This is a genomic window from Vibrio sp. Hal054 (genome assembly GCF_037162405.1).
Lineage (GTDB): Bacteria > Pseudomonadota > Gammaproteobacteria > Enterobacterales > Vibrionaceae > Vibrio > Vibrio diazotrophicus.
Genome location: NZ_JARLUT010000001.1, coordinates 2,391,193 through 2,412,838, shown reverse-complemented (window position 1 = coordinate 2,412,838; position 21,646 = coordinate 2,391,193). Strand labels below are relative to the sequence as shown.

General features: G+C 41.7%; 21 protein-coding genes and 2 tRNA genes. 11 read left to right on the top strand and 12 right to left on the bottom strand.

What is annotated here, in order from left to right; all coding sequences use genetic code 11:
* Positions 1–12: 12 nt before the first annotated feature.
* Entirely contained in the window at positions 13–639 is a 627-nt protein-coding gene (gene upp / locus P4S58_RS11195; RefSeq protein WP_042480745.1) for a uracil phosphoribosyltransferase, read from the top strand.
* Between the two features lie 74 nt (positions 640–713).
* Here the strand turns inward: upp and rluF are convergent, their stop codons facing one another.
* The 3 genes from rluF to P4S58_RS11180 all read right to left on the bottom strand — a co-directional run bounded on the left by rluF (position 714) and on the right by P4S58_RS11180 (position 2,898).
* The gene (gene rluF, locus P4S58_RS11190) at positions 714–1,763 is read right to left on the bottom strand and encodes a 23S rRNA pseudouridine(2604) synthase RluF (protein ID WP_337163995.1); all 1,050 of its coding nucleotides are present in this window, start codon (positions 1,761–1,763) and stop codon (positions 714–716) included.
* A 117-nt stretch (positions 1,764–1,880) separates the two neighbouring features.
* Complete coding sequence (gene smrA / locus P4S58_RS11185; RefSeq protein WP_337163994.1) at positions 1,881–2,477, bottom strand: DNA endonuclease SmrA; 597 nt, start codon at positions 2,475–2,477, stop codon at positions 1,881–1,883.
* A 280-nt stretch (positions 2,478–2,757) separates the two neighbouring features.
* Positions 2,758–2,898, bottom strand: a complete 141-nt coding sequence (locus P4S58_RS11180; protein ID WP_042480052.1) for a DUF3149 domain-containing protein — start codon at positions 2,896–2,898, stop codon at positions 2,758–2,760.
* 233 nt (positions 2,899–3,131) lie between these two features.
* On the opposite strand from P4S58_RS11180, the gene P4S58_RS11175 reads away from it, so the two are divergent.
* Positions 3,132–3,208, top strand: a tRNA-Pro gene (locus P4S58_RS11175).
* A gap of 301 nt (positions 3,209–3,509) precedes the next feature.
* Here P4S58_RS11175 and P4S58_RS11170 read toward each other — a convergent pair.
* Together P4S58_RS11170 and P4S58_RS11165 are read right to left on the bottom strand one after the other, a co-directional pair.
* A complete protein-coding gene (locus P4S58_RS11170; protein ID WP_102954321.1) occupies positions 3,510–4,382 on the bottom strand; it encodes a TraB/GumN family protein in 873 nt (290 codons plus the stop codon).
* Positions 4,383–4,518: 136 nt separating this feature from the next.
* A complete protein-coding gene (locus tag P4S58_RS11165) occupies positions 4,519–7,287 on the bottom strand; it encodes a heavy metal translocating P-type ATPase (RefSeq protein ID WP_337163993.1) in 2,769 nt (922 codons plus the stop codon).
* 235 nt (positions 7,288–7,522) lie between these two features.
* Here P4S58_RS11165 and gltX point away from each other — a divergent pair, with 235 nt between their 5' ends.
* Positions 7,523–8,950: a glutamate--tRNA ligase gene (gene gltX, locus P4S58_RS11160; RefSeq protein ID WP_237291907.1), complete on the top strand. Its 1,428-nt coding sequence runs from the start codon at positions 7,523–7,525 to the stop codon at positions 8,948–8,950.
* Between the two features lie 110 nt (positions 8,951–9,060).
* On the opposite strand, the gene P4S58_RS11155 is transcribed toward gltX, so the two are convergent.
* Positions 9,061–9,567 (bottom strand): Fe3+-citrate ABC transporter substrate-binding protein, encoded by a 507-nt coding sequence (locus P4S58_RS11155; RefSeq protein ID WP_337163992.1) that lies wholly within the window; start codon positions 9,565–9,567, stop codon positions 9,061–9,063.
* A gap of 524 nt (positions 9,568–10,091) precedes the next feature.
* Here P4S58_RS11155 and P4S58_RS11150 point away from each other — a divergent pair.
* Positions 10,092–11,627 (top strand): methyl-accepting chemotaxis protein, encoded by a 1,536-nt coding sequence (locus P4S58_RS11150; RefSeq protein WP_337163991.1) that lies wholly within the window; start codon positions 10,092–10,094, stop codon positions 11,625–11,627.
* Between the two features lie 88 nt (positions 11,628–11,715).
* On the opposite strand, the gene P4S58_RS11145 is transcribed toward P4S58_RS11150, so the two are convergent.
* The gene (locus tag P4S58_RS11145) at positions 11,716–12,246 is read right to left on the bottom strand and encodes a GNAT family N-acetyltransferase (RefSeq protein ID WP_337163990.1); all 531 of its coding nucleotides are present in this window, start codon (positions 12,244–12,246) and stop codon (positions 11,716–11,718) included.
* A 420-nt stretch (positions 12,247–12,666) separates the two neighbouring features.
* Here P4S58_RS11145 and P4S58_RS11140 point away from each other — a divergent pair, with 420 nt between their 5' ends.
* Positions 12,667–14,145: an EAL domain-containing protein gene (locus P4S58_RS11140; protein WP_337163988.1), complete on the top strand. Its 1,479-nt coding sequence runs from the start codon at positions 12,667–12,669 to the stop codon at positions 14,143–14,145.
* 251 nt (positions 14,146–14,396) lie between these two features.
* Here the strand turns inward: P4S58_RS11140 and P4S58_RS11135 are convergent.
* Positions 14,397–14,473, bottom strand: a tRNA-Arg gene (locus tag P4S58_RS11135).
* A gap of 53 nt (positions 14,474–14,526) precedes the next feature.
* Complete coding sequence (locus P4S58_RS11130) at positions 14,527–15,660, bottom strand: flagellar assembly protein FlgT (protein WP_337163986.1); 1,134 nt, start codon at positions 15,658–15,660, stop codon at positions 14,527–14,529.
* Between the two features lie 162 nt (positions 15,661–15,822).
* Here P4S58_RS11130 and P4S58_RS11125 point away from each other — a divergent pair, with 162 nt between their 5' ends.
* Together P4S58_RS11125 and flgP are read left to right on the top strand one after the other, a co-directional pair.
* Positions 15,823–16,458, top strand: a complete 636-nt coding sequence (locus tag P4S58_RS11125; RefSeq protein WP_042480013.1) for a FlgO family outer membrane protein — start codon at positions 15,823–15,825, stop codon at positions 16,456–16,458.
* A gap of 9 nt (positions 16,459–16,467) precedes the next feature.
* Positions 16,468–16,902 carry a flagellar assembly lipoprotein FlgP gene (gene flgP, locus P4S58_RS11120; RefSeq protein ID WP_042480011.1) on the top strand — a complete coding sequence of 145 codons (435 nt, stop codon included), beginning with the start codon at positions 16,468–16,470 and terminating at the stop codon, positions 16,900–16,902.
* 158 nt (positions 16,903–17,060) lie between these two features.
* On the opposite strand, the gene P4S58_RS11115 is transcribed toward flgP, so the two are convergent.
* From P4S58_RS11115 to flgA, 3 genes are all read right to left on the bottom strand, one after another.
* Positions 17,061–17,486: a flagella synthesis protein FlgN gene (locus P4S58_RS11115; protein ID WP_042480009.1), complete on the bottom strand. Its 426-nt coding sequence runs from the start codon at positions 17,484–17,486 to the stop codon at positions 17,061–17,063.
* 29 nt (positions 17,487–17,515) lie between these two features.
* Complete coding sequence (gene flgM / locus P4S58_RS11110) at positions 17,516–17,836, bottom strand: flagellar biosynthesis anti-sigma factor FlgM (protein WP_042480007.1); 321 nt, start codon at positions 17,834–17,836, stop codon at positions 17,516–17,518.
* A 112-nt stretch (positions 17,837–17,948) separates the two neighbouring features.
* Complete coding sequence (gene flgA, locus P4S58_RS11105; protein WP_269348586.1) at positions 17,949–18,716, bottom strand: flagellar basal body P-ring formation chaperone FlgA; 768 nt, start codon at positions 18,714–18,716, stop codon at positions 17,949–17,951.
* 57 nt (positions 18,717–18,773) lie between these two features.
* Here flgA and P4S58_RS11100 point away from each other — a divergent pair, with 57 nt between their 5' ends.
* The 4 genes from P4S58_RS11100 (at position 18,774) to flgC (ending at position 21,637) form a co-directional block, all read left to right on the top strand.
* On the top strand, positions 18,774–19,700 hold the full coding sequence (locus tag P4S58_RS11100; RefSeq protein ID WP_102954310.1) for a chemotaxis protein CheV: 927 nt from the start codon (positions 18,774–18,776) through the stop codon (positions 19,698–19,700).
* Positions 19,701–19,710: 10 nt separating this feature from the next.
* Positions 19,711–20,538, top strand: a complete 828-nt coding sequence (locus P4S58_RS11095; protein ID WP_337163982.1) for a protein-glutamate O-methyltransferase — start codon at positions 19,711–19,713, stop codon at positions 20,536–20,538.
* A gap of 281 nt (positions 20,539–20,819) precedes the next feature.
* Positions 20,820–21,215 (top strand): flagellar basal body rod protein FlgB, encoded by a 396-nt coding sequence (flgB, locus tag P4S58_RS11090; protein ID WP_042480001.1) that lies wholly within the window; start codon positions 20,820–20,822, stop codon positions 21,213–21,215.
* Between the two features lie 5 nt (positions 21,216–21,220).
* A complete protein-coding gene (gene flgC, locus P4S58_RS11085) occupies positions 21,221–21,637 on the top strand; it encodes a flagellar basal body rod protein FlgC (protein ID WP_042479998.1) in 417 nt (138 codons plus the stop codon).
* Positions 21,638–21,646 lie beyond the last annotated feature (9 nt).

Sequence of the window (21,646 nt, the reverse complement as noted above, 5' to 3'; positions counted from 1 at the left end):
CCGGAGATGGAAATGAAAGTTGTTGAAGTTAAACACCCTCTTGTTAAACATAAACTAGGCTTGATGAGAGAAGGTGATATCAGCACTAAGCGTTTTCGTGAGTTAGCGACGGAAGTCGGTAGTCTATTAACTTACGAAGCAACTGCAGACTTTGAAACTGAGAAAGTGACCATTAATGGTTGGAACGGTCCTGTAGCGGTTGACCAAATTAAAGGTAAAAAAGTGACGGTAGTTCCAATCCTACGTGCTGGCTTAGGCATGATGGATGGCGTTCTAGAGCATATCCCAAGCGCTCGTATCAGTGTTGTGGGTATTTACCGTGATGAAGAAACTCTAGAGCCAGTACCATACTTCAACAAACTTGCTTCAAACATTGAAGAGCGTATTGCGCTAGTTGTTGACCCAATGCTGGCTACTGGCGGTTCAATGATCGCAACTATCGATCTGTTAAAAGAGAAAGGTTGTAACCAAATCAAGGTATTGGTTCTAGTTGCTGCACCAGAAGGTATTGAAGCGCTAGAAAAAGCTCACCCAGATGTTGAGCTTTACACTGCGGCGATTGATGAAAAACTGAATGACAAAGGTTACATCGTTCCGGGTCTTGGTGACGCTGGCGATAAGATTTTTGGTACTAAGTAACTTAGGTTACTGAACAGAAAAGGGAGCTTAGGCTCCCTTTTCTGTTTTTGTTTTTTCTGTTTTTACCGCACTTCTTACTTCTTCAAACCTAAAGTTCCACCGACTCTAGGTGTGTTTGACGGCTTATTATTGCCTCTCACACTTTGCTGATTTGGTTTGCTATGTTGAGGTTTACCTTGTTGAGCTCTGCCTTGGCTGTCACTTCTTGCTTTGCCTTTTTTTGAGTTTGGCGCATGGCGGAAGGTATCAGCATTGTGACCTTGATAAGTTTTGTCTTTCGAAGAACTCGATCTCTGGTTTCTGCGAGCTTTTGATTCTCGGTTTTCTTCTCGGCTATCGAACAGTTTCGCATCTGTCGCTTTGCGGATATTGTGTCCTTTGGCGTCAACTTTTGAAGCTTCTTCAGTACCCGTAGAATCCTCACACATCGCCAGAATCTCTGCTACTTCAGCGTCAGTCAGATAGCGCCATTTTCCGTTTGGAATGCCATCTAAAGAAATATTCATAATACGTACACGGCGCAGTTTAAATACTTCATACCCTAAGGCTTCACACATACGACGAATTTGGCGGTTGAGACCTTGAGTCAGAACGATACGAAATGAAAACTTGGTCTCCATTTCCACTTTACATGGCAAGGTCACCGTATCGAGAATTCTGACGCCAGAAGACATCTGTTTAATAAAATCAGGTGTAATTGGCTTATCGACACGAACAACGTACTCTTTTTCGTGATTATTGCCAGCACGCAGGATCTTGTTAACGATGTCGCCATCGTTAGTCAGGAAAATCAAGCCATCTGAAGGTTTATCTAAGCGGCCGATAGGGAAAATACGGTTCTTATGGCCGATAAAATCGACAATATTCCCCGGAACATCTCGTTCAGTAGTACAAGTGATACCAGTAGGTTTGTTGAGCGCGATATAGATAGGCTTTTCTTTGTTGCGAAGTGACTTACCGTCAATCAGCACTTCATCATCATCGGTGACTTTGGTTCCCATCTCAGGCACCTTACCATTGATGGTCACTCGACCTTGGTCAATGAGCTTATCGGCTTCGCGACGAGAGCAGTAACCCGTTTCGCTGATGTATTTGTTTAGGCGTTTGCCTTCAGATTGTGACATGTTGTCTCCTGTAACGTTTCACAACGGCTTTTGTTTTGAAAACGATGATAGCAATGTTTTCAAAATAAATAATGTGTTCAAAATTTTGCGAGGGCGCATTCTAACAGGTATCTATGCTTAGCCAAGACGTTTCTGGTGGCGCTCTCTGTTTTCGTTTTTCTTCTCAACGCTTTTCTTAAACAAGACATAAAGTGCACCTGTGCCGCCGTGGAAGCGCTGTGCGCTATGAATACATTGCACTTCTTTCATTTGAGTTAACCAGTGCGCGACAAAACTTTTCATCAATGCAGGAGGATTAGAGCGCTCTCCTTTACCATGAACGATAATCACGGTTCTGATATCCATGCGCATGCATTGATTAACGAAGGCTACCACTTCATCACGAGCTTGTTTGAGTGTCTTGCGGTGCAAATCAAGGCGAGCCTGAATCGGGTACTTACCCAAGCGCATTTTTTTGTAGACCCCGTCCTGAACGCCATCACGTTTAAACTCGACGTGATCGTCTGGTTTTAGCATTGGAGCATGGTCGATAGAAAGATAATCAGGGTCATTTTCTGAATGGGTAATGGCGGCTTCGCGTTTAGCGAGTTGCGCCTCTGTAACCTGATAAGACTTACTAAGTTCAGCGGTATCTTGCTTGATCGGTTTTACATCACCCATCATTTGATGAAATAGTTCGAAATCATCTTGAGACTCGAAGTCATCGTTAGACATAGTGCTATCTCGAATTAATCATGGAATCTCGGAAGTATAACAATCAAGACTGCTCAAGCAACCAGTTCTGTTTGTCTGGTCAAAGCGCGCTTGCGATGTATCGCTGGGACAAGCTTGCAAGGAAGTCACTGAATTAGCCAAGGGATAGCCGATCAAGAGTCTAGCGAACAAAATAGCTAGGTTGATTAGGAGCAAACAGTGGGCAATAAAAAACCGGAGCAGACAAGCGATCAACTCCGGTGCAAAGCGTGATTCTATTTAAAAATAGATGCTAAGCGATCTAGTGAGGAGATTTGTCATTCAGCACTTTGTAGATGAAATAGCTGCCATAAAATAGCATCAGCCCTATAGCGCCGAATATAACCAGCATTGAAGATAACCCAACTGCATTACCAAACAGGAGATCTAGCCATAAGTCCATAGTATTTCCTCCAGAAGTGCTTGAGACACTGCATAAGTTAAAATCTGGATAAAAAACCGACACTGATCTGGATCAATTGTGATTGATAGGTTGTGTGAATGTTTCTTTAGCTGTGTATTTGGTCACATTTTATGATTTGTTGAGTGGTTTTTGAGCGAACGAACTGAATTTAAGAAAAAGTTAATTAAATGACTTGCGTAACCAAACAGAATCCGTAATATACGCCCCGTTCTCGGTGAATAGCGCAGCTTGGTAGCGCATCTGGTTTGGGACCAGAGGGTCGGGGGTTCGAATCCCTCTTCACCGACCATATTTAGAAGAAGGCTCTAGTCGAAAGACTGGAGCCTTTTTCGTTTTAGAGAATTTTAAGGGTTCGAACTAGAGTGGGGGTCGCCTGATGTTCAGAACTCGGCTCTTCACCGATCATATTTAGAAAGCTCAGCAGAAATGCTGGGCTTTTTTCGTCTTAGAGAATTTTAAGGATTCGAACAGAGTGGGGTTCGCCTGATGTTCAGAATTCGGCTCTTCACCGGTCATATTTAGAAATCCCAGCAGAAATGCTGGGCTTTTTTCGTTTTGAGATACCAATAATCATTAAGAACTGGACTGCGTTAAAAGAACTCGCAGTTTGCTTTTTGGCTTCGGTTCCGCTGTGTGATTTTGAAACCTTTCTTTTCCAGTAGTTCAATAAAACTCTGTTGACCGATTAAGTGAAGCGCGCCAACAATCATGACATATTGACCTTTTGGATTAGGTAAGAACTTGCCTGAGCTTATTTTATTGGCCCAATCTTGGTTGCGGTCAATTACAAAGACTTGCTCCATTTCTGGTGACATCTCAGTTAGATGCATCATCTTTTCAAGGTTCAGTCTATCGCCCGCTTTCCAGCTCTCTATCATGCAGTGAGTCATGACTTCATTGCTTTCCCACTCGTCGATAATACTGACCAACAACTCTTTGCCGTCTTCTGGTTGACGGGTTAACAGATTAATCTGAAATTGCATCGTTTCTAAAGGTACCAATGGAACCTTAGTTTCTATCGCTTTCTGCATCAGATGAAGGTCGACACCATCTTTTGTTTCATAGCCGAGTTTTTGCAATTGTAAGAACTGAAGTGATAAAGCGGCACTCCATGGCGGAAGTGTATGGAATTGCTCAACATTCAGCCCAAACTCAGAGGCGATTTGATCAAGATTGAATAACTGCTCTTGAGAAAGAACTTGCGCTGCTTGCTTGGACGCTGGGGGATAGACGATTTGCTGTTGCTGGGTTGTGTCCGATTCGACAATCAACCCGTCACTGTTATTGAGTGCTTGGTAGATATCATCAGGTAATGGGAACATGGATGGTTCCCCTACATGCACAGAGCCGATAATGGTGAGGCTGACTTTGCCGTTTGTTGCGTTCCAGTACAAAGGTTCTGCATGAGCAGAAAAGATAACAAAAGGTAGCAACCAACGGAGCGTTTGAGTAATGCCAAACATGCTGTTTCCTATTCCAATTCTAAACTAGGATAAAAACCTTACTTTAGAAGAGATTAGCTTAGTTATACTCAGAACGCTCCATTTAATCGTTAATGACTACCTTCAATTGCGATTCACTATGTTTAATATTAATCGACTAGTGAAAGCGCGTTTTGACGAGTCGTAGTCGGTTAGCATTACTCACTACGGTTATGGAAGACAGTGCCATAGCCGCCCCGGCCACTACTGGGCTGAGTAAAAATCCAAATGCTGGATAGAGCACACCCGCTGCAATAGGGATACCAAAGGTGTTATAAACAAACGCACCGAACAAGTTTTGCTTCATGTTTTTAATGGTGGCTTGTGATAGTTCGATGGCGCTGACTACTGATAACGGTGATGAGTTTAACAGTGTCATTTGCGCGCTTTCTATCGCTACATCACTGCCGCTGCCCATTGCGATACCAATATTAGCTTGAGCAAGAGCAGGGGCGTCATTAATGCCATCACCTACCATAGCAACAATACGGTTTTGTTTTTGTAGCGCTTCAATATGCTGAGCTTTTTGGTCTGGCAACACCTGTGCAATGACTTGGCTTATGCCCAGTTTGCTGGCGATAGAATTCGCGACGCTTTGGTTATCACCTGTTAGCATCACGGTATGGATTCCCATCTCGTTAAGCGCCTGAATTGCTTGTGATGCACTTTCTTTTACAGGATCGGCTATCGCAAACAGACCAATCAGTTGTTTGTCGAGAGCAATGGCAACCGGTGTCCAAGCGTTTGATGAGAATTCATCAAGCGTTTGCTGTGCTTCGGCTAGATCGATGTCTAAAGACTGGAAGTAACCGACAGAACCAATATGTACCGTTTGGCCTTGATAATCTGCTTGAATGCCTTGACCACGAGAGTTAACGAAGTTGTTAATCGTTGCTGCTGTGATTTCATTTTCTTTGGCATACAGACACACCGCTTTAGCTAAAGGATGTTCTGATTGTAATTCCAAGGCATAAGCGAGACTTAACACCTGTTGTTGGTCTGAATTAAAAGCCACAAGCTGTTGAACGCTCGGTTTTCCTTGAGTAAGAGTGCCTGTTTTATCAAACACAACCGTATTTATTTTGCTGGCAGATTGCAAAACGTTGGCATCTCGAATCAATATTCCCATTTCAGCCGCTTTACCTACGCCAACCGTTACAGACAAAGGTGTAGCCAAACCAAGCGCACAAGGACAAGCAATAATCAGTACTGTAGTTGCAATAACCAACATGTAGCTGACTTTCGGTTCAGGGCCAAACCAGTACCAAATTAGCGCAGAAAAAATAGCAATTAACACCACGGTCGGAACAAATACCGCCGAAATTTGGTCAGCCATTTTTGCGATGGCTGGTTTACTACTTTGAGCCTGACGAACCATCTTGATAATGCGCGAGAGCATGGTTTGCGAACCAATGCCAGTCGCTTCAATTAATAAGCTACCATCCTGATTGATGGTGCCTGCGGATACATGACTTGAAGCCGATTTATGTACAGGAATCGGTTCTCCGGTCAGCATGGATTCATCAACATACGAGCTGCCTTCTAATACCACACCATCTACCGGAGATTGTTCACCCGGTTTTACGCGCAAAGTCATCCCTTGTTTGATATCAGCGATAGCAATAGTTTGCTCTGTCGTCTCACCGTTATTGGTCACAACCAGAGTGGCTTGTTGTGGTTGCAAATTGATTAGAGCTTGCAGTGATTGCGTAGTTTTGGCTTTGGCTTTTGCTTCGATGTAATGACCGAGAGAAATCAAACCGATGATCATTGCTGTCGCTTCAAAATAAACGTGACGAGCATTATCTGGGAACCAGTTTGGGGCTATGACGACCAGTGTTGAATAGAACCAAGCCGCACCCGTGCCCAAGGCAACGAGTGTATCCATAGTGGCACGGCGGTGAGTTAATGCTTGCCATGCACTGGTGAAAAATCCTTTCCCTGCGGTAGATAAAAGTGCAAGACACAGTAATCCCACCACACCCCAAGCTATTTGGTCGCTGGTGGTTTGGATCATCATGTTGCCACCGAATACACCCCAGGCCATTAAAGGCACACCCATGACTAAACCAAGAAACGCATTACGTTTATGTTCTTTCTGGATATTGTCTAAATTGAGTTGTTGTTTCTTTTGTTGCTCGGCTGGGTCATCGACCCATTCAGCCTGATATCCTGCTTGGCTGACCGCTGCCACCAATGCCGATGTGACATCTTGATTTGAAATAACTAAAGCACTTTGTTCAGCCAGATTGACCTGCGCTTTTTCTACTCCAGGAACGGAAAGCAAGGATTTCTCGACGGATGAAACACAGCTTGCACACGTCATACCTTTAATCAGTAAGTGAGTATTTACTAAATCATCAGCTTGGGTTGGCGTTAGCTCAGCAGGTTCTGGTTCAACCGATGTTGGTTCTTCAGTTGCGACTTTGGGCTCAGCAATTTTTTCTTGCTGAGCAGGCTCATCTGCGGTTACTTCAATTTGTTCTTCTTCAACTTGAGGGGTGTTGATAAGAGTTGCCTCGTAACCAACTTCCGCCACTCGGTTAATGATTTCTTCGTGTGAGCTTGAAGTAATCAGTGATAAAGACTCTTTAGAAACATTCAGACGAGCGATATCATCGAAGGTCTGCAAATGCTTAGAGAGCTTATTTACACAATTGCCGCAGTTTAACCCTTGCAGACTAAATTGCAGAGTGTTGCCTGCGTGATAGCCCAGCGATTCGATACTGTCGATAACCTTTTCGAGCGGAGAATTGACATCCAACTCGATAAAAGTGGGTGATAGGGTTTGAATCTCAACCGTGAAATCAGTGTTGAGTTGACGTTCAACTTTTCGAGCGCAACCCATGCAGTTCAAGCCTGATAAAGGTAATGCGTAATGGCCCATTTTCTTTTCCTCCAATCGACAGTAAGAAAAGCATAAACCTTGACCTAAAGGTAAGGTCAAGCTGTGTGGTGAAATAATAAACGTCGTTTGTTACTCGTCTTTCTCAAACGAGGTTGAATATGAATTAATCTTCCATTGTGGAATTAGTCATCAATGGTAAAATGGCGCCAAATTTTATCCTTTCAGTCGCAGTGGCTTAATGTGCCACTGTTGTTTTTATATCTAAGGAAGTCAAATGACGGTTAAAACTCGTTTTGCCCCAAGTCCTACGGGCTATCTTCACGTTGGTGGTGCACGTACAGCACTTTACTCTTGGTTATACGCAAAAAGCCAAGGTGGTGAATTTGTTCTACGTATTGAAGACACTGACCTTGAACGTTCTACTCAAGCAGCAGTAGATGCGATTCTTGAAGGTATGAGTTGGTTAGGTTTGGAATGGGATGAAGGTCCTTACTACCAAACAAAACGTTTTGATCGTTATAACGAAGTGGTCGATCAACTTCTAGCTCAAGATAAAGCTTACAAATGTTATGCGTCTAAAGAGCTTCTCGACGAGATCCGTGCTGAGCAAGAAGCGAACAAAGAGATGGCTCGTTACGATGCGAACCACCCTAAAATCAAAGCGGTGAATGAAGCAGCGAAAGAGGGTGATCCTTGCGTTATTCGTTTCCGTAATCCGAAAGAAGGCAGCGTAGTATTTGATGACCAGATCCGTGGCCGTATCGAAATTCGTAACGACCAACTTGATGATCTGATTATCCGCCGTACTGATGGTTCTCCAACTTACAACTTCTGTGTTGTGGTTGACGATATTGATATGGGCATTACTCACGTTATTCGTGGTGAAGACCATATCAACAACACGCCTCGTCAAATTAACATTTACGAAGCGATTGGCGCGAAAGTTCCAACGTTTGCTCACTGTGCAATGATCCTAGGCGACGATGGCGCTAAGCTGTCTAAACGTCATGGCGCGGTATCTGTAATGCAATACCGTGACGAAGGCTACTTGCCTGAAGCATTGATCAACTACCTAGTTCGTTTAGGTTGGGGTCATGGCGACCAAGAGATCTTTACTCAAGAAGAAATGATTAATTTGTTTAGTCTGAATGCGATTTCTAAATCAGCATCGGCTTTCAATACTGACAAACTACTTTGGTTGAACAACCACTACATCAAATCTTCTGATCCTGAGTATGTGGCGAAGCACCTAGAATGGCACTTTGACAACCAAGGTATCAACAAAGACAACGGTCCTGCATTAGCAGATATCGTGAGTCTTGTTGGTGAGCGTTGCCATACACTTGTTGAGCTTGCTCAGCAGTCTCGCTACTTCTATGAAGATTTCTCTGAGTTTGAAGAAGGCGCTGCTAAGAAGCACCTACGTGGTGTGGCAAAAGAGCCTCTAGCGCTTGCGCTAAGTAAACTGGAAGCTTTGACAGAGTGGACAACAGAAGCACTGCACCAAGTGATTGAACAAGTATGTGCAGAACTTGAAATCGGTATGGGCAAAATTGGTATGCCTCTACGTGTAGCAGTCACTGGCGGCGGTCAATCACCTTCTGTAGATGCGGTAATGCAGCTAATTGGTCAAGAGCGTGTCATCGCACGTATCAAGATGGCGCTGGCATTTATCGAAGAGCGTGAAGCTAACGCACAATAAGCTAATTATTGAGTGATGAAAAAAGCTGTGGTGTAACAACCTCAGCTTTTTTGATTTCTGGCGTTCGGGAATTTGTTGAGACAGCAATGAGTTACTCGGTTTACACGAGATTATTTCAAATCAATACTGCTCAAACGTCCCATATAAATAAGAATATCCAAACAGTCTTTATGGGCTTCCAAAAGCGCTTTTTTCGTTTTGGTATAGGCAGCAAGTTTGCCGTGTTTATTGATAGAGCAAACCACACTCTTAAAGGTACATTTGCCTTTGTTGTCATAATCGCGCCAAGCGGCAATATAGCAAGCATCTCGGCTATCTGGGTTATCGCTTGTCGGACGTGGCTTATAGATGATTTTGGGCTCTAAACTATGAGGTAAACGAGTCATCAGATAAGGATCTTTCAATATACGTCGCCAATGCTTGCCCCACATTTCTCTGCCTAATTCATTTCGTAGTTTAATCGCCTTTTTCAGCCCCTTGGCTTCTCCTAGACGTATGTAACCGACCGATCTGTGGAGAACACTGTCATCGGGAGTGTGAATATGAATTTTATAAGCCGTTTTAGCTTTAGAGATAAATCGGTGGCCAGTATTAGTTTCTAGGTTACTTTTCTTCATAGGCTAGCGGTTTCCCTTACAACTTGATGGGTTCAAGGTGGTGGATTTCTTATCCCAACAACAGAACTTAGACGTGCCGAGTGTTAGAAAAGTTTACCAACCACCCAAAAGCAGCAAGCGCCTTGGGTTATCAACATTTTTGTTAATAGTAATTTTAGATTAAATCCCGGATAAGGAGAATAAAGAGTCTAGTTGAATGTTAATTTTTTATATCAAAATTGAGTCAGGATTCTGCGAGATAAAACTTTCGTCTTTTATCTGCAACAACGTTGAATGGTTTTCAGAATATCTACTACGTTTATAGTTGATGAACAACATGTCGCTTATGTAACAGCTATGACGCAAGGTTAATGTTTGTCACATTTTCCAACGTTTACCACATCGAACGTCTTATCGTAACTATAGTGTAATTATTGTGTAACTTATTACTAAGGGGTGAGCAATCGGAGGCTCGAAAGAATACAAGTAATAAGAAGTTGTCAGTTTTTTATAATAAGAATGAGCAAGTAAGGACGCAATTGGCTATGTCTACTCATAAAGGAAAAGAAGTGACCTTCTCCCAATCGGAGTTCTTGGTCTCAACAACGGATACAAACAGTATCATCACTTATGCTAACGATGAGTTCTGCCGTGTGGCGGGTTTTACCGCTGAAGAACTGATTGGCAAACCTCATAACATCGTTCGTCACCCTGATATGCCTAAAGCGGCTTTCGCAGATATGTGGGGGCAGCTAAAAAAAGGCAACAGTTGGCGAGGAATGGTAAAAAACCGCTGTAAGAATGGAGACTACTATTGGGTAGACGCATTCGTTACTCCTATCTACGACAAAGATAAAATTATAGGTTATCAGTCTGTTCGACATTGTCCGTCGCGCAAAGATATAGCCTCTGCTGAGAGGTTGTATAAGAGAATTAATAATGGAAAGAAACCATTCCCTGTTACTGAACACATTTTATTTCAGAGAGCCGTCGCGGCGATAGTCGCCATAGCTTTATTGGGCAGTGCATATTGGATAGCCGGAATGACAATGTTTGCATTAGTTTTGGCAGCGTTAGTCATTTTCAGCGGTCTATTTTTTGATGAAATCATCAAACTGCCAACCTTGATTCATAAACAAGCAGATATAGTAAATAGCCCTTCACGTGTGGTTTTTTGTGGAACGGGGCTAAGCGGAAAGGTTGCCTACAATGTGGATATTCAATTAGCCAAAATTAGGACAATCTTGGGAAGAAGTTTGGATTCTGGTAAGGCATTAGTGAACATTTCTGAGCAGCTAAAATCAACCAGTGAATCATCCTTACAAAGTTTGAAAGCAGAAAGTGAGCTTTTAGAGCAGCTATCTACTGCGGCCACGCAAATGAATGCATCAATACAAGAAGTAAACAGCGCAACTTTAGATACTCGTGATTACGTGCGTGAAGTCAAAGCCAAGTGCGGCAATGCGGCAGATACATTAACAAGGAACGGTGAGAACCTGAATGAGTTGTCGGAAGATATTGGCGCGGCAGCTCAGAGCTTGCTTCAATTGGTAGAAGATACCAATAAAATTTCTGGTGTTATGGCCGAAATTCAAGGGATTGCAGATCAAACCAACTTGTTGGCATTGAATGCGGCAATAGAAGCGGCGAGGGCGGGAGAGCAAGGTCGAGGTTTTGCCGTTGTTGCTGACGAAGTGCGAACCCTGGCCGGAAGAACTCAACTTGCCACACAGAATATTCAGAGTTCAGTAACCAATCTTCAGAACTCAATGCAAACGTGGCAAAAATCCATGATAACCAACCAAGATAAATCGCAACGGTGTAATACTGAGGCCCAAAGTGTCCAGTCTATTATGTCTAGTGTGATTGATATGATGTCGTTACTTGAGGACAAATCTATTCAGATTGCGTCAGCCATGGAAGAGCAAAGTGCGGTTACTGCTGAAATCAGCCAAAACGTTCACCATGTACAAGCGGTATCTAATCAAAACGTCGATTTAGTTGGGCAGGCAAGCGAGAATGCATGTGAAGCACATATAAGTGCAAATAACATTAATGCGTTAAGTTGCAACTTCCGTTAGTTTTCCGACGACTAAGCACTCTAAAACAAAAAAGACTAACTCATCATGGTTAGTCTTTTTGTTTACTTGAACGAATATATCTAAAGCGTTAAAGGGTTTTTAGCATGCAAATTTCGCAACTGCCGTGCCCAGTATTACCGATACTTCCCTCTATATGTTCGAAACCAAACTGCTCGTATAAAGAGACAGCAGAGTTCAGTTCTTCCAGTGTTTCCAAATATAGGTATTTGTATCCAAACTCTCTCGCTTTCTTTATCGATAAATCAATTAAACACCTTCCAAGACCAATACCTAGCACGGATTTATCCAAGTATAGTTTTTGCATTTCGCCATACTCTTCATTAGCCCCTAATAACTGTGCAACGCCAACGCCACCAACAACTTGATCATTAAGTGTTGCTACCCAGTAACCGGATTTGTCAGAGGTATAAGCGGTACTCAGGCTAGCTAAAGCTGGATCGTGTAGGCTTACGCCTTCTAGATGGTCAATTTTATTATCAATGAAGCTGTTACGAATGACGTCAGCAATCGCACTATTGTCTTCTGGCGTAATAGGTCTGATAGTGATGTCTAGATCTCGAAGTGAAACGCAAAGATGTCCTGCCTCTTCCTTATTCATTGTTATGATTCCTTTGATGTTTCAGATATTCCATCATCATATAAACAAAGAAACTTTAAGCAATGACTTCCTAGTTCAAATCATTACTGATAACGCCTCAATGGGTACTAGAATTCAATCTCTTCTAGTGCCGAATTTGGACATTTCTCATTTCCCTACCAGTCAAAAGAACTTCCATAAACTAATTGTTTCTTGAATATTGAGAGGGCATTATCTTCTTTAGGTCATGGTTTTATCAAAAATGAGAATTATTTCTTGCATTAATGTGATCTGTTCGCTATTTGTCATATTATGCAAGCAACTATTTCGCTGGCAATTTAACAATGTTAATTAGGGTTAGCTAATTAAGATGAAAATGATGCAAACTAGCCTCAGATTGCAGAATGATTCTTGCTCTATAGAGGAAAGCAGAGAGCTGAAATGAACTCAGAAAAAACAATAAAACATCATATTTACGTTCTTGGTTTGTCATTAATTCTGTTAACACTATTCGCCAAATACAACTATGATTCACTTGACGTTGTAGAAGAAGTTTCAGCAGAAGTAAACAATATAATCTTTGAAAATATAAAGTATTACGAAGATGAGATAAGTGGAAGTTTACCAGTTAAAAATTGTTGGAACTTCTTAGAAGAAAATGCAACTTTACTTTTAAATAATCGAAATGTAAGAAGTATAAGTATCACCGACAATAAAAAAGTAATTTGTTCTTCAATCAATTTACTCAACGGAATGGAATTAAAATTTACCAAAGAAGAAACTGGGAAAATACGGTTTTTTTATATATCTAAGACTCCTTATAGTGACAGTGTAAATCAAAAAAACATGGAGGCTTTCTTAGTAAAGATATCTTATACACCTACTTACAGCACTATCATAGGGTTATATCCTGAATCATTAACTGAAATCATCGATGATTACTCCGAATATGATGTTTATGTAAACTTCGAAAATGTTGTTTTATATAAAGATAAAATAGTTAGCAAAAATAACGCCTTGGAAGGTACATCACTTTATGAAGTTAAGTATAATATTAGTCCGTATTTGTTTTTTAAATATTTAATAATAAATCACAGTTTCGTAATAATATTCTGGACACTTTTTTATTTATTGATAGTTCGTGTTAAATCGCCAATTTTTGATAAGTTTACAATTAGTTATTGGGATATAAGTAAAGCCATAAAACGCCGCCACTTTCATCCATATTTGCAACCTGTGTTTGACGTTAATGGCACCTTGGTAGGGGCTGAGGTTCTCGTTCGTTGGGTACATCCAACTAAAGGTGTTATCCCTCCTGCCAGTTTTATTGAAGAAGTAGAAGCAAACGGAAAAATTAGAGAAATCACCCAGATTTTAATGCAAAAGTGTTCGACGCATTTACGTAATGTGGAATTCACAAGAAAGGGCGAGTTCCATTTAGGGTTTAACGTATGTGCAATACAGTTTGATTCAAATCTTTTGTATGAAGATATAATGTTGTTACAGAAAGAATTGTCATCAAAACCTATTTTAATTGTATTAGAAATAACTGAAAGACAAGAATTTGAAAGCAAAATTTTTACCTCATACATCAATAAGCTTAAAGATAAGAATATAAAAATTGCTCTTGATGATTTTGGTACTGGTCATTGCTCAATGAAATACTTAATTAATTCAAGTATTGATATCATTAAAATTGATCGTACATTTGTAAACACTATATCTGAGGGGAAAAATACTCATGTATTAGATGCCATCATTAGCTTAGCTAACGCAACAAATGCAGAGATTTTGGCAGAAGGTGTTGAGAATAAAGATCAATTTGAATATTTGTATGCAAACAATGTAACACACTATCAAGGTTTCTATTTTGATGAGCCGATGCCAATTGAAGAGTTTATTGGAAAATATCTTTCATAAAGATGTTTAAACGATTGGTAGACAAGTAGAAACAGTTTTAACTTAGTGGAAGTTTAAAACCAATTAGATACTAAGTGTATAATTTGATTATTTGATTGCTCAATGGCTTGATAATTTATATACGTTATAGGACTGCTTCCACCATTCATTTTAAAATATCATACGACGCTCGATAGCTTGTAGTTATGGTCAATGTGTAGAATTAAACAAAAACGCCTTAGCTTGAATGTTAGCTAAGGCGTTGTTTTATATGGCGCTCCCGACAGGATTCGAACCTGAGACCTGCCCCTTAGGAGGGGGCCGCGCTATCCAGCTGTGCCACGGGAGCAGGGCTCTTATATTACTCAATTATTTGAATAAGTTAACCACCAATAAACACTTTTAATTCTGTTTGTGCATAACGTCGCCAATTTGCACGCTCGATAGTAGTTCTGGCTGATCAATCATCAGTTCAGCGTCGTTTTCATAAACACGTGATACCGTTAAAGTGATATCACTTTGGGTAACTTTATTGCGTGGCAAACCTTTTTGATCAATGAATGCGCCTGTGTGCCAAAGTTGCAGTTTATCGCCTTCTTGAACGCCGTGAATTCTGCCTAAATCCATGGTTAGTGTGTTGCCAAATTTGGCAACAATTTCAGGAAGCGTAATCTTGCACGAAATTTCAGACTCTAAGTCCAACATAATATTTCGGCTTACTCTAAGTAACATATCGCCATAAGTAGAAGCCCAGAAGCGTGCGCTTCGCGTATCGATTTGGCTGGTTTTCGCAAAAGGCCAACGGGCGACTTCACGATAGTTATGTTTAAAGACTTCACTGCCAGTTTTGCCATCGAACACTTTCATCTCTAAAGCGAACTGACGGTTAATGACATCATCTTGTAGTAATTTCTGCTCGATAGTCGCCGTAAGGTCAGTAATTACACCGCCAATGATGTATTGTGCGCCGGTATCTTGAGCAATCATTTTGATTCGTTCAGGATTACGGGCATTGATATCATAGTTGGTGGTACCGACGGAGACGAAGCTTCCTGACTCCTGACCGATTTGGCGGTTTACTACTTCGGCAAAATCATCTCCCAGACTATAAATCTGCCCCATTACCGCTTGTTGAGGTGATGCTAAATCAATATTGCCGACTAAGAAGGTCTTTTTATATTGGTTCTGCTGGCAACCTGCTGCCGATGGGTAGATGTCAATACGAGCTCGAACACTCATCACATCGTTTCTAGAAGTTGTCTGTTCAATCAGGATGTACCTCACTTCATGGTTTGAAAACTGGTATTCGGTACGTTCTGATTCTAATAGCGGCATTAAGTTGCTGATACTGCCAATATCTGCCCCGGCAAATTTTACCGCCTTATAAATGGCGTTTTCTAATGCGTGAAGTCGGGCGGCACTTTCTGTCGAAACAACAGCGGCAGTACCTGTCACTTCATACCATTCTGCATAAGCTCTGGGTATGCTGAGTGTTGCTGAAAGTATTGAAATTAAACAATAAATAATTTTTTTCATTATGAATTACCAGTTAGGTATAAATTTTGCTTCTTAATTCGTAGCTGATGTAGGTATCGCGTTTCTGAATAGTAGACGAATTTAGAAAAGCAAAGAGTGTTCCAGTTTCATCAGTGAGAGTGAAATGGAACCGATGCCTTAGTATATCTGGAGATGAAGAGAATGAAAAAATGGCTTCCTTTAGTGCCAGCAGTTTTTTTGACTGCATGTGCCTATGCCCCGATTTATAACGGAAAAGAGCCGTACTCTGGTTCACAATTTATGTTGATGGAGAGTCCAAGACATACTTTGGATTTCTTTGTAGAGAGTATGACTGAAGATTTAATGATATCGAACACGAGTATTACAGCCCGTAATGCTATTGCTGTGACCTCATTTGTTGATCTGCAAAATATGGATACAACAAACTGGTTGGGTAATTCGGTATCCGAAGGGTTTATTTACCAGTTCCAACGCCGTGGTTTTAAGGTTGTTGACTATAAAACCACAGGTACGATTCAAGTAACGCAGCAAGGCGATTTTGCGTTTAGCCGCGACTGGAAAGACTTAGCTCAAGAGCAAGAAATCCAATACGTGTTAACGGGCACTATGCTTCGTCAAGATGGTGGCGTTCTTGTTAATGCTCGTGTTGTTGGTTTGCAATCTCGTATTGTTGTGGCGACTGCGCAAGGTTTCCTACCTGCTGATCGCATCGGTAGAGATTTAGATACTTTGAACAGTATGCGTACTCAAGATGGTGTTCTCATTCGTTCTGATCCAACGATGAAGCAACCTTACACTGTCATTCTGCGCCCATAGGAGTTTATGATGAAACAATGGTTATTGGTCCTAGTGACAGCGTTTGTAATGATGGGGTGTCAGCCTCTTCAAACAACAAGAGCTGATGATTGGTTAACTGCGGTGGGATACGCGAGTATCAGTGAGCAGAAAGGGCGTGATGTTGAAGAGAAGCGAGTTCGAGCGATGCGAGCTTCAAAAATTGATGCTTACCGCGAGCTGGCTGAACAAGTTTATGGCATGCGTGTTAGCGGCCGAGCGGAGCTAAGCGATCAGCGTCTTGGTACTGAACGTACCAGCGGTGAAGTTGATGGTGTTATTCGTGGTGCAGAAGTGGTTCGTAGCTATAAAGTTGGCGACAGCTATGTAACGGAATTACGTCTAGACATTAATAAGATGAACATGCTTCGAGATTACGGCGAAGTTCAGCAGGTGCCTGAAAAACGTCAGCAAACTCTGTTCTAACTCTCTCGGTTCTATCTCTTGTAGTTTTAATTATCATTCTCCAGATACTTAAAATCGGCATACAAAAAAAGCGGCAAATATTGCCGCTTTTCTATTTTCTGGTTTTATTGCCGTCGCCTGTCATCAATACTGTGACCATTAATACTGCGACGTGCCGATTACGCTTTGAGATTGGTACCCAAAGTCGAAACGGATTGAGTGCGGCCTGTTGCGCTATAAGTCATTCCAACTTTGCCCAAGCTTTGCTGCATCATATTATTGAGTTTATTAAAGCTAAGCTGTGCGCGATTCAGGGCTTCGCCATTTATCAAGTTGGCTTGCTGGCAATCGTGAATAACAGAACGAATTTGATTGGTTAACTCATTGAGGTAGCTATCCTCAGCCAGGCTCGAGACATGAGGATGAGCAGCAATTCGTTGATCTGTCGTTTGCAGTTGGTTAACCAAAGTGGTTTTCTGTTTGGCAAGCGCTTCTATATCCGCAGATATTCGCGAAGTAATTGCGATTTTCTCTTTTTCCAACAGCACTGATAATTCTTGTGCGTTTTTAAGTTGGAATTCGATCAAGTCTTTTAGTGCTGCCATAACTTAAATTGCCTATAAACCGAATCGGGTTAGTTAAAGCCACCCAATTCTTTTTCAAATCTGATCATATTGTCGGCCAGTTTTTCTGAATCAACAACATAAGATCCGTTTGCGATCGCCTCTTTAATAGCAGCAACTTTAGCGCTGTCGAAGCTAGGGGTCGTCGTCATGTCGTTATGCAGTTCACCAATGGCCTTTCCCTGATGGCTAAGCGATACAGAATCTTGCTTAACAGCACCACGGTTGGTTGCACTTGATGTTGATGAAGATGCATCTGAATTAGAACGAGCAGGGGCGCGATTCGTCGTGTTTAACGAATGCCCTGAGCGTATGTTATCAATGCCTGCCATAAATGAGCCTTTTTAAAAATATGAATCTGTACTGTCAATATCGACATGTAGAAGAATAACTTTAGCAATTTTATGGCTTCGTGACGAATTTAACGCTTTTATTGCTAAGTAACTAAAACTGAACGGTTACTTCGCCAATACCACTGACTTGCGCATCTATTATACGGTTAGATTTATCATTTTTCACTTTTATCTGTTCACCGAAGCTTCCGTCAGATAATGCTGTTCCTTTAGTAGTAATATTCATACCACTGGCGTTTGCTTGGATAAGTACACTGTCATTTCGGCATACCACACAGATATCATTTTGTTCGATAACATCACCTAACTTCACGTTTTTCTTGGTTTTTGCTCCGACCACTCTCTCTATCGAGGAAAAACCTTGCCGTCTAAAGCGCAGCAGATCTACCATACTGATAGTTATATCGTTGTCTGTTAAAACTTGTCCTCTGCTAATATGATTAGCAGCGGTAACCATAGGAACTCGCATTGTTAGGCGAACGGGAACATAGATTTTCCAGTTATCTGTTTCGCATTCAACTAGCACGGTGATGTTGCTGGCAGACGCATTACTGGATGACGAAGAGGTTGTGAGAGTGTTTGGGCAATCGGTGGCGAATATGCGGTCATCTATGTTTGCGGCATTCACTACGAGCTCGCCTCCTTCGGCGACTTCAACACTGCTCAAAACATGATTTTCAGCGGAATTTTGAATCATTTTTACTTGCTCTGGTGTTGCAGCAAACAAAGAAAGACTAAAGAAAGCTAACAAAAAACCGATAGAGTTAAAAAAAATATTATAGAAAGCTCTACACTTAGATAGGGAATGTAGATGTAAACAGATCTTCGGATGCATTGTTCGTGTCTCTCGTTTCTTCATAGCGTGTAGTAGACTACCACTTTTTTATGAACATAAGTTTGAGATGGAGATGTGCTTATGACGGGTATTCTTGATTCTGTGAATCAGCGTACGCAACTTGTCGGCCAAAACCGACTAGAATTACTGACTTTCCGTCTTAACGGACACCAACGTTATGGCATTAACGTTTTTAAAGTCAAAGAAGTTCTACAATGTCCTAAATTGACTGCTATGCCTAACTTGCATCACTTAGTTAAAGGTGTTGCCCATATTCGTGGTCAAACGCTTTCTGTTATTGACTTAAGCTTGGCCATCGGTGGTCGTCCGACTCAAGATGTTCAAAAAAGTTTTGTTGTCATTGCGGAATTTAACCGTACAACTCAAGCTTTTTTAGTAAGTTCGGTTGAACGTATAATCAATATGCACTGGGAAGCAATTCTGCCTCCGCCAGAAGGTGCTGGTAAAGCTAACTATCTGACAGCCGTAACCAATATTGATAACGAATTGGTTGAAATTCTCGATGTAGAAAAGATCCTTGCAGAAATCGCACCAGTTAATGAAGAGATGGATGCTAGTATCGGTCATGATATTGCGGAAGCTGAACAAGAAAAGGCGATTGTTCGTCGTATTTTAATTGCAGACGACTCGACAGTAGCTCGTAAGCAAGTTCAACGAGCGATAGAGTCAATCGGTTTTGAATGTATTTTGACCAAAGACGGTAAAGATGCATACGAAAAGCTGTTAGAAATGGCAAAAGAAGGTAGTATTTACGAACAAATCTCTTTGGTGATTTCGGATATTGAAATGCCAGAGATGGACGGCTACACCTTAACGGCAGAAATACGCCGGAATAATGAATTAAAAGATCTCTACGTTATACTGCACTCATCACTGAGTGGGGTATTTAACCAAGCTATGGTTGAACGAGTAGGTGCAAATGCATTTATCGCTAAGTTTAACCCTGATGAGCTTGGTAATGCGGTGAAGGCTGCGCTAGTAAAATAAAGAGAAATTAATGACTGCTATTACTATAAGCGATCAAGAATATCGCGACTTTTGCCGATTTCTGGAATCTCAATGCGGGATCGTGTTGGGAGACAGCAAACAGTACTTGGTGAGAAGTCGTCTCAGTCCACTTGTGACTAAATATAAGTTAGCTAGTTTATCTGACCTGTTACGAGATGTCGTAACAGGGAGAAATCGTGATTTGCGTGTGGCAGCAGTTGATGCGATGACAACCAATGAAACCTTGTGGTTTCGTGATACGTATCCGTTTACTGTGCTTGCTGAGCGTTTACTGCCAGAAATGGCGGCAAAAAAACGCCCAATTAAAATCTGGTCGGCGGCGAGTTCTTCTGGTCAAGAACCTTATTCAATGGCAATGACTATCCTTGAAACTCAACAGCGTCGTCCTGGTTTACTGCCAAGCGTGGCGATCACGGCAACGGATATCTCAGCAAGCATGCTGGATATGTGTCGTGCAGGTGTCTATGACAACCTCGCTTTGGGACGTGGTTTGTCTCCTGAGCGCCGTCGTGCATTCTTTGAAGATGCAGGGGACGGACGAATGAAGGTAAAAGATAGCCTCAAACGTTTAGTGAACTTCCGCCCGCAAAACTTAATGGAAAGCTATGCGTTGCTCGGTAAGTTCGACATCATTTTCTGTCGAAATGTATTGATTTACTTCTCGCCAGATATGAAAGCAAAAGTATTGAATCAGATGGCAAACAACCTAAATCCCGGTGGTTACCTGCTGCTTGGTGCATCTGAGTCTTTAACTGGGCTGACGGACAAGTTTGAAATGGTGCGTTGTAATCCCGGCATCATCTATAAGCTCAAATAAGTCATAAACTCAAATCAATCCCTTTCTAAAGCCCAGCAACGTGCTGGGCTTTTTCTTTCCTTTCTGGTTCTCTGTTCTATACCTAAAGAGAGACATTCCAAATCTCTAAATTTATAGGTTTGCTACTGCCAAAGACGGCGTGCTTTTTGCAAACTGTTTTTTGCAAGCTAAAAGGTTGCAACACGAGAAAAGATTAATTGTGAATTGGTAAATTTAAAAGTTGGTACGCTAATTGCTTTTAATCTATGACTAACGGTCAGTTCTTATTAAAGAGGCAAAGTATGGCTATTTCTTTCAACAACGCACTCGGTATACACCAGCATACGGTGGGTGTTCGTGAACGCAATGCAGAGGTTATCTCTACTAACATTGCTCAAGCGAATACACCTGGGTTTAAGGCGAAAGGAATGGACTTCAATAAGGCTTTGCAGGCGGCAAGTTCGGGGGCAAGCATTGGTCTTAGCCGTACGGACGGTCGGCACATTCCTGCCTCTACGACTGTGACAGGGGAAATGCTTTACCGCGTTCCAACTCAACCTGACACTGGTGATGGCAACACGGTGGATGTGGATTTAGAGCGTAACTTGTTTATGCAAAACCAGATTCGCCACCAAGCATCACTCGACTTCTTAGGAAGTAAATTCAAGAACTTAACGAAAGCAATTAAAGGGGAGTAATTTAGATGAGCTTATTTAATGTGTTCAATGTGACAGGTTCCGCGATGAGCGCAGAGTCTGTTCGTCTAAATACAACCTCAAGTAACCTTGCTAACGCGGACAGTATCAGCAGCTCTGCTGAAGATACTTATAAAGCGCGTCACGCAGTGTTCGGTGCCGAGTTGAGTAAAGCACGTTTTAACCGCGACCCAAACGTGCCTGTGAAAGTGTTAGGTATTGTGGAAAGTGATAAACCGCTATCAGCGGAGTTTAACCCTGACCACCCACTTGCGAATGACGAAGGCTATATCTATAAGCCTAACGTTAACGTAATGGAAGAAATGGCTAATATGATTTCTGCATCACGTTCATACCAAACGAACGTACAGGTTGCAGATGCAAGTAAACAAATGCTGCTGCGTACGCTGCAGATGGGTCAATAAGGATAAGGA